This is a genomic window from Brevundimonas sp. GW821-FHT10A07 (assembly GCF_059415785.1).
Map to the genome: position 1 here is coordinate 69,197 of NZ_JBWKNX010000020.1, position 8,838 is coordinate 78,034.

4 protein-coding genes and 1 tRNA gene are annotated in these 8,838 nt (G+C 66.2%); 1 reads left to right on the plus strand and 4 read right to left on the minus strand.

From position 1 onward, the window contains the following. Window positions 1–108: 108 nt before the first annotated feature. Complete coding sequence (locus AC07NC_RS15205; RefSeq protein ID WP_292150783.1) at window positions 109–1,359, minus strand: glycosyltransferase; 1,251 nt, start codon at window positions 1,357–1,359, stop codon at window positions 109–111. 324 nt (window positions 1,360–1,683) lie between these two features. Between AC07NC_RS15205 and AC07NC_RS15210 the strand changes: the two genes are divergently transcribed. Then, complete coding sequence (locus AC07NC_RS15210; RefSeq protein ID WP_494570025.1) at window positions 1,684–4,983, plus strand: autotransporter outer membrane beta-barrel domain-containing protein; 3,300 nt, start codon at window positions 1,684–1,686, stop codon at window positions 4,981–4,983. A 56-nt stretch (window positions 4,984–5,039) separates the two neighbouring features. Here AC07NC_RS15210 and AC07NC_RS15215 read toward each other — a convergent pair. The 3 genes from AC07NC_RS15215 to lon form a co-directional block, all read right to left on the minus strand. After that, window positions 5,040–5,116, minus strand: a tRNA-Val gene (locus tag AC07NC_RS15215). Between the two features lie 46 nt (window positions 5,117–5,162). Further along, entirely contained in the window at window positions 5,163–5,438 is a 276-nt protein-coding gene (locus AC07NC_RS15220; RefSeq protein WP_008260193.1) for an HU family DNA-binding protein, read from the minus strand. A 109-nt stretch (window positions 5,439–5,547) separates the two neighbouring features. Continuing rightward, a complete protein-coding gene (gene lon / locus AC07NC_RS15225) occupies window positions 5,548–7,944 on the minus strand; it encodes an endopeptidase La (RefSeq protein ID WP_494570026.1) in 2,397 nt (798 codons plus the stop codon). Window positions 7,945–8,838 lie beyond the last annotated feature (894 nt).

Sequence of the window (8,838 nt, forward strand, 5' to 3'; positions counted from 1 at the left end):
CACTTCTTCCAGACGAAGAAGTGGCGCGCCGCCCCTCATTCTTGAGGCCAGACACGACGGCCCGGATCTTCGCGTCCAGATATCGACCCGAAATCACGACGTAACGCGTCAGTGAACGGCGAACGCCTCTTCAGGCTGAACAAAGGCGGCCTCGCCCGTCAGTTCGCCGTAAACCATGCACAGGTCCTCGAACACACGGCTCCAGGCGAACTGGCTGACGGCCTTTTCGCGGGCGGCGCGGCCGATGGCCTCGATGTCGCGCGCAAACAGGGCCTCGACCGCCTGGGCGTAGGCGTCGGCGTCGGCGCTGGTCGCCAGTTGGCCGACCGTCTCATCCACGGTCTCGGCCACGCCCCCGGCATTGACGCCCACGACCGGGCGGCCACAGGCCATGGCCTCCAGCACGATCAGACCGAAGGGCTCCTTGTCATTGGCGTGGACGAAGGCGTCGCAGCTGGCGATGATCCGCGCCACCGCGCGCGGATCCTTCTCATAGGGCATGGAGATCACCCGGTCCTCGGCGGGCATGCCTGAACCCGCCCCGACCAGGACCAGATGATAGGGCGCGCCCAGTTTCTGGACCGCCTCGATCAGAATATCGACATTCTTCTCCTTGGCGGGACGGCCGGCGAAGCACAGCAGGCGGGCGTCCTCGCCCAGGCCCAGTTCTCCCAACAGCCATTTCCGATCCCGGCGTTCGGGTCGGAAGGTGTCGATCTCCACCCCCAGGGGCCGGATGACGATATTGTCGACGCCCGCCTCTTCCAGTCGACGGGCGATGAAACGGCTGGGCGAGATGACGCGGTCGAACTGGGAAAACAGGCGCGCCCAGCGTTTCTCAACCGGCTTCTTCGCCCATTCGCCGAAATGCAGCGCCGCCAGCCCGGCGGGATCCGAGTGACAGAAGCCGACGACCGGACACCCGACCCGCTGGCCGGCCTCCAGCGCGCCCTGACCCGGCGTATAGGGATCGCCGGCCTCGATGATCGACGGCTTCATCGCCGCGACCCAGGCGCTCCAGCGCTTGACCGAACTGGGCCAACGATAGCCATCGCCGAACGGCAGTTTTGTCGCCCGCAGTTGCACGATCCCGTCGGCCCGCGCCTTGTGCCGCGCGCCCGGGACGATCAGCGAATGGCTGACGCCCGGCCGATTCTCCTCGATCCAGGCCTTCTTCGACAGAAGATAGCGCTTCACCCCGCCCGAGCGCGGCGCATACAGCATGGTGGTGTCCACCAGCCTGGGCCGGTCGTCCATCGACGCCAGCTTCAGCGCTCTCAATGTGTCGGCGACCTCGACGTCCAACCCCGGAATCAGCCGGAGTTCGCTTTCGTGAACGTCGAGGTCGGTCAGTGTCATGAAGAGGTTCTCGCCTGGTCTGGGCTAACCAACGCCGGGGGGCGTGGGTTGGATGCGTCGCGGTGAAACGCGGTGGACCGTTCTTCCGCCCGTAAACCCCGCCGTCGGAAACCTCAATACCTCTGAGCCAAAACCTTCCGCACCCCACCTAAAAGACCGCGAAATCAGCCCCTTATCCAAGCTACGGTTGCGACACGCTCTTGCAACAGACTGGACACGGCCTTGCATTCGCCTCAAATTCGATAAACTTGGGCACGGTTAGCGTCGATCCTGTAAAGGACCGTCTGCTTCGTGATCGCGTGACCATCAGGGGTTTTCTTCCGAATGCGTATTCTACTCGCGACCGCCGTAGCGATCGCCCCCTTGCTGGCTGTTACGGGCGTTCAGGCCGAGGTCGTCGTCTCGACAGCCCGCACCACGCCGATCCAGACGTCCAACGCCACCGGCACCGCGGCTGACAATGTCCGCATCGCCAGCGGCGGCTCGATCGCCGTCACCTCCGGCGCAGCGATGACGCTAGATTCGAACAATACGGTCGATATCGACAGCGGCGGCTCCATCACCATGGCCAAGGCGGCCGACGGCGCCACGGGCGTCCTAGTGAACGGCGGCAATACCGGCTCCGTCACAATGGGCGGAACGATCAACATCACGGACAGCCAGGAAACGGCGGACATCAAGGACACGGACGGCGACGGCGACCTTGACGGGCCGTTCGCCACCGGGACCGGCCGTTACGGCGTTCGGGTCACGGGCGCCTCGCCCTTCGTCGGCAATGTCCTGATCGAATCCAGCGGCTCGATCTCCGTGGAAGGCAACAACTCCTACGGACTCGCGGTCGAAGCGCCCCTGACCGGCAAGCTGCAGAGCCTCGGTACTGTGCGCGTCGTCGGCGACAACAGCGTCGGCATCCGCACGACCGGCCCGATCTCGGGCAATGTCGACCTTGCGGGCTCGGTGTCCGCGACCGGAGCCGGCGCCTCGGGCGTGTCGATCGAAGGGGACGTAGGCGGCGCCCTGAAAATCCATTCGGCCGTGACGACCACGGGCTACCGGTACACCTCCCCGCCCCCCGTCCGCCCGACCACGGGCACCTACGACAACGCCTCGACCATATTCCTGGACGAACTGGACGCCGACGATCTGTTGCAGGGCGGTCCGGCTGTGCGCGTGGCCGCCAATGTGGCCGGCGGCGTCCTGCTGGATACGGGCCCGGCCTATTCCTCGGCCGGGATCGACGGCGACGACGACAAGGACGGCGTCAAGAACGGCGACGAGGATGACGACGGCGACGGCGTCAAGAACCGCGACGATGCGGATCGCGATGGCGACGGCGTGCCGGACGCCAGCGAAACGACCGCCTCCCTGACATCGGTAGGCGGCGCGCCCGCCCTGCTCATCGGCTCCGCGACCAATGCGGTGACCCTCGGCGCCGTGGGCGCGGGCGACGCCGCCTATGGCCTGATCAACCGCGGCTCCATCACCGGGACCGGCGTCTATTCCGGCGTCGAATCGCGCGCCCTGCAGCTGGGCGTGGCCGGCGGCCAGACCGTCGCCGTCGCTGGCGGGGTGCGCAACGAAGGCGGAATCGCCTCCACGGCCGTGGACGCCAACGCCACCGCCATCTGGATCGGCGCCGGCGTCACCGCCCCGGCCATCTCGAACACGGGCAATATCCAGGCCGTCGCCTCCGGCAAACAGGCCCATACGGCCACGGGCGTGCTCATCGGCGCCGGCGCCAATGTCGGTTCGCTGACGAACACCGGCAATATCGTGGCCTCGTTCGGCGGAAACCACGGCGCCGCGACGGTTATCCGCGACCAGTCCGGCACCCTGACCCAATTGAGCAACGCCGGTTCCATCATCGGCTCGTTGTCGGCGGACTCCACCGACACTACGGCGGTCGACGGCACGGTGACCGCCATCGACCTGACGGCCAACACCAGCGGCGTCACGGTTCGTCAGTACGGCATCCCGGCCGCCGCCGACAGCACGGCGACCGATACGGACAAGGACGGGGTCCCTGACGCCAGCGAACCCCTCATCGTCGGCGCGGTGAAATTCGGTTCGGGCGCGGATGCCTTCAACGTCGAGAACGGCACGGTCATCGGCGACATGTCCTTCGGCGCCGGCGCCGACCGCCTGTCCATCAGCGGCGGCGCGGCGGTGAGCGGCGCTGTCACCGACAGCGACGGGGCTCTGGACATCAACGTCTCCAAGGGCACGCTGAACGCGACCCAGGCGACCGCCACTTCCATTTCCAGCCTGAACGTCGGGGCCGAGGGCGTCCTGATCGTCGCCGTCGACCCTCAAGGCGATCGCGCCGGCGGATTCAACGTCAGCGGCGCCGCAACCCTGGCCACGGGCGCGCAACTGGGCGTCCGCTTCTCTTCCCTTCTGGAGTCGCCGGAGCGGTTCAGCGTGATCAAGGCCGGCGCCCTGAACGTCGGTGACATCAACCAGAGCCTGCTGACCGATAATTCCCCCTATCTCTACGTCGTTCAGGCGGGTGTCGATCAAGCCGCAGGGGAAGTCTACGTCGACGCCCGTCGCCGCACCGCCCAGGAGGCCGATCTGATCCCCGTCGAGGCCTCGGCCTTCGACGCCGTCTATGCCGCCCTGGGCAGCAATGAGACGATCCGGAACCTGTTCCTGAGCCAGACGAACCGGGACGGCTTCATCGACGCCTATGAGCAGATGCTGCCGGACCACTCGGGCGGGCCTCTGATGTCCCTGTCGGCCGGCGTCGACGCGGTGACCCGCGCCCTGACCGGCCGCAACGCCTCCGCCGCCCCCGGCGAGACCAGCGCCTGGGTGCAGGAGATCAACTTCTACGCCGACAAGGACAAGACCGATTCCTACGGCTTCCGCTCTGAAGGCTTCGGCGTCGCGGGCGGCGTCGAAAAGGGCACCGGCGCGGGCGCCTTCGGCCTGACGGCCGCCTTCACCTCGTCGGACATCAAGGACCCCGAGTCCGAGGCCGAGGAAGTCCTGTCGGCCAACCTGCTGGAGCTGGGCCTCTACTGGCGTGCTCAGGGCCAGTACTGGACGACCTGGGCGCGCGCGGCCGGCGGCTACGCCAGCTTCAACGCCGACCGGTCGCTGGTCGCCAACGGCGTCTATCTGAACAACAAATCCGACTGGCACGGCTGGACTGCAGCCGCAGCCGGCGGCGCCTCCTATGAGCGCAACTACGGTCGCCTGAACGTCCGTCCCGAGGTGTACGCCGAGTACTTCCGCCTGTCGGAAGGCGCCCGCTCCGAATCGGGCGGCGGCAGCGGCTTCGATCTGGATATCGACTCGCGCGACAGCCACATCTTCTCGGCCGTTGCGGCGATGAACGTCGGCTACGGCTTCGGCAAGGACGGCTGGATCCGTCCGGAACTGCGCATCGGCTATCGCCAGAACCTGTCCGTCGACGCCGGCGAGACCATCGCCCGCTTCGCCAGCGGCGGCCCGGACTTCGTCCTGTCGCCGGACGGGGTCGAGGGCGGCGGCCTGATCCTGGGCTTCCGCATGAACCTGGGCAACGACCTGGGCATGCTGTCCCTGACGGGCGACGCGGAACTGCTTGAGGATTACGTCCGCTATTCGCTGCTGCTGCGGGCCAGCTTCCGGTTCTGACCAGGGCGATCACCAAAAGACAAAGGCCGCCGGATCGCTCTGGCGGCCTTTTTGTTTGGTAGGCGGCGACGGGTTCGAACCGCCGACCCTCTCGGTGTAAACGAGATGCTCTGACCAGCTGAGCTAGCCGCCCAAGAAACCGAAGTGGAAACCGGAGCCGGGCTTATGCCCGTTGGGCTTCAACCGTTCAAGGCGCTTTTCAAGCCTTCGCCGGGGCGAAAGCGCGCGGTGCGGGAGGCGGGCCGGGCCACGGCCTGACCTGTCTGGGGGTTGCGGGCGACGCCGGCCTTGCGATCGACAGGGGTGAAACTGCCGAAGCCGATCAGCTTGACGTCCCGGCCCTGTGTCAGGGCTTCCACCACGCCGTCGGTGAAGGCTTCAAGCGCCGTCTTGGCCTGATCGCGGCTGATGTTCGCGGCCGTCGCCATACGGCCGATAAGTTCGGCTTTCGTCATGTCATCCTCCCAAGCGAACCAGTAAAGGGCGGATCGGCGGTTGCGTCAAAAGCGAAAACGCCGCCGACAGGCGTGTCGGCGGCGTTTCGTCTGCGACCTAGGTCGCGGCTCAGTGGCTGACGGTCGCCGCAGCGCCGTCAAGCGAAGGCACGGGCGCGGGCAGAGGATCCGTCGCCTCATCCCATTCGACCGGTGTCAGGGGACCGGTCAGGGCCCAGTGCAGGGCCTCGTCCGCCGTGGAGATCGGCACGATTTCGAGCGCCGATTTGACGTTGTCCGGCACGTCCGCCAGGTCCTTCTCGTTCTCCTGCGGGATCAGCACCGTCTTGACACCGGACCGCAGGGCCGCGAGCAGCTTCTCCTTCAGACCGCCGATGGCGGTGACCCGGCCGCGCAGGGTGATCTCGCCGGTCATGGCTATGTCCTTGCGGATCGGGATGCCGGTCAGGACCGAGACCATGGCCACGGTCATGGCGGCGCCGGCGGACGGACCGTCCTTGGGCGTCGCGCCGTCGGGCACGTGGACGTGGATGTCGGTCTTCTCGAACACCGGCGGCTTGACGCCGAAGGCCAGGGCCCGCGACCGCACATAGGAGGCCGCCGCCGAAATCGACTCCTTCATCACGTCCTTCAGGTTGCCGGTCACGGTCATGCGGCCGCGGCCCGGCATCTTGATGGCCTCGATGGTCAGGATGTCCCCGCCGAACTCGGTCCAGGCCAGACCGGTGACGATGCCGACCTGATCCTCCTCGTCCGTCTCGCCATAGCGGAACTTCCGGACGCCGGCGTATTCAGCCAGCTTCTCGGTGTCCACCGTGATCGACGTGACCTTGGTCTTGGCCATCTCGCGCACGGCCTTGCGAGCCAGGCCGCCCAGGGCGCGTTCCAGCGACCGCACCCCGGCCTCGCGGGTGTAGTAACGGATCAGGTCGCGGATCGTATCTTCCGGCACGATCAGTTCGTCGGCCTTCAGCCCATGGTCCGTCAGCTGCTTGGGCAGGACGTGACGCTTGGCGATCTCGACCTTTTCGTCCTCGGTGTAGCCCGACACCCGGATGATCTCCATCCGGTCCATCAGCGGCTGCGGCATGTTCAGGCTGTTCGCGGTCGTCACGAACATGACCTGGGACAGGTCGTAGTCCACCTCCAGATAGTGGTCGCCGAAGGTCGAGTTCTGGGCCGGGTCCAGCACCTCGAGCAGGGCCGAGGACGGGTCGCCGCGCCAGTCGGACCCCAGCTTGTCGATCTCGTCCAGCAGGACGAAGGCGTTGGTGGTCTTGGCCTTCTTCATCGACTGGATGATCTTGCCGGGCATGGAGCCGATATAGGTCCGACGGTGGCCGCGGATCTCGCTCTCGTCGCGCACGCCGCCCAGCGACATGCGGACATATTCACGCCCGGTCGCCTTGGCGATGGACTTGGCCAGCGAGGTCTTGCCGACGCCGGGAGGGCCGACGAGACACAGGATCGGCCCCTTCAGGCTGCCGGTTCGGGCCTGGACCGCCAGATATTCGATGATCCGTTCCTTGACCTTCTCCAGGCCGAAGTGGTCCTCCTCAAGGATTTCCTCCGCCTTGACCAGATCGATCGGCTTCTGCTTGGCCTTGCCCCACGGCACGGACAGCAGCCAGTCGAGATAGTTCCGGACCACGGTCGACTCGGCGGACATCGGCGACATGTTGCGCAGCTTCTTGACCTCGGCCTCGGCCTTGGTGCGAGCCTCCTTGGACAGGCGCGTTTTACGGATGCGCTTCTCCAGGTCCATGATCTCGTCGCGCGCGTCGTCGGTCTCGCCCAGCTCGCGCTGGATCGCCTTCATCTGCTCGTTCAGATAATATTCGCGCTGGGTCTTCTCCATCTGGCGCTTCACGCGCGAGCGGATCTTCTTCTCGACCTGCAGGACCGAGATCTCACCCTCCATCAGGCCATAGACCTTCTCCAGCCGCTTGGGCACGTCGAAGGTTTCCAGCAGGCCCTGTTTGTCGATGATCTTGACCGACAGGTGGGCGGCCACCGAGTCCGCCAGCTTGGAGGCGTCGGTGATCTGGGGGATGGAGCTGAGGGCCTCGGGCGGGACCTTCTTGTTCAGTTTCACATAGTTTTCGAACTGTTCGACCACGGCGCGCAGCATGGCCTCGGTCTGGGAGGCGTCGCCCGGCTCGTCCTCGATCTCGACGGCCTCGGCCTCGAAATAGTCCTCGCGGTCGGTGAAGCGGGTCAGGCGCGCCCGGCCCTTGCCCTCGACCAGAACCTTGACGGTGCCGTCGGGCAGTTTCAGCAGCTGCAGCACGCTGGCCAGCACGCCGATCGGATAGATGGCGTCGGGCGACGGATCGTCGTCGACGCTGTTCTTCTGGGTCGCCAGAAGGATCTGCTTTTCACCCTTCATGATCTCGTCGAGGGCTTTCACCGATTTCTCGCGGCCGACGAAGAGCGGCACGACCATATGCGGGAAGACGACGATGTCTCTCAGCGGCAGGACGGGCAGGATCTTTGTTTCAGTCATGATGCGTACTCCTGGGCCATTGATGATCTCCGGCCCGCCGCCACGGTCGCCCGGACAAGAGGTCCGACCAGCGCATGACAGCCCGTCGATTCCGACGGCGTTCGGATGAGTATGTGGTTTGAAAGAGCCGTGGTTCAAGCGTGGCTGGCGAACGGCCCACACCTGCGTGGTTTGGACGCCGCACGCACATGCGGAATTGGCCCTGTCCTCGCCGTTTCGTGGCGAAGTTGGGGAGGGCGTGGGACGCCGGGTCTGCACCCGGGGTTTGGAGTTTTAATTACCGTTTCGGCGCAGTCGTCGTCCCACGCGGTCGTTTTCCACACGCACTCCGGCTGGCGGCCCTCTTTTTAGAGCCTTGCCGGATCGGCGGGCCGTCTTGCGACGGCTTCGCTGGGGCGGACATGCCGACAAGGATCGACAGCGGCCCGCTTTCCTAGGCGTGCGGCGAGCAGTAGGCGGCATCCATCGCCGCCCCTAAGGACCCCGGCGGTCTCCTCCCCACCGGCTTCATCGCTCGACCACAGCCCCGCCGCCGTCAGGGCGCTGGATCCGACGCCCTCCCCATCGGCGGGGATGAGAGGAGTATGCGGGCGCCGGCGGGTATGGCGGGGAAATAGGGTCGAGAATCTTTTAGGGCGTTGAAAACGTTCGATTCAGACCAGCGTCATTGTGGGTGTTGGCCCACCTCTCCGCGCGCGAAGGCGCGGGGGAGGACAGGTCGCGCTTGCGACCAGGCGGGGGCGACTCTGGCGCTGGTGATGACCACGCCAGCGTCTGACACCGAGTCGCCCCCGCCTGGCGCTCGCTGACGCTCCCGCCTGTCCTTGTTTGTCGCTGATCGGTTAGATTTCCCCTGATCCGGGACGCCCGCCTGATGTTCACCGCATCAGGCGA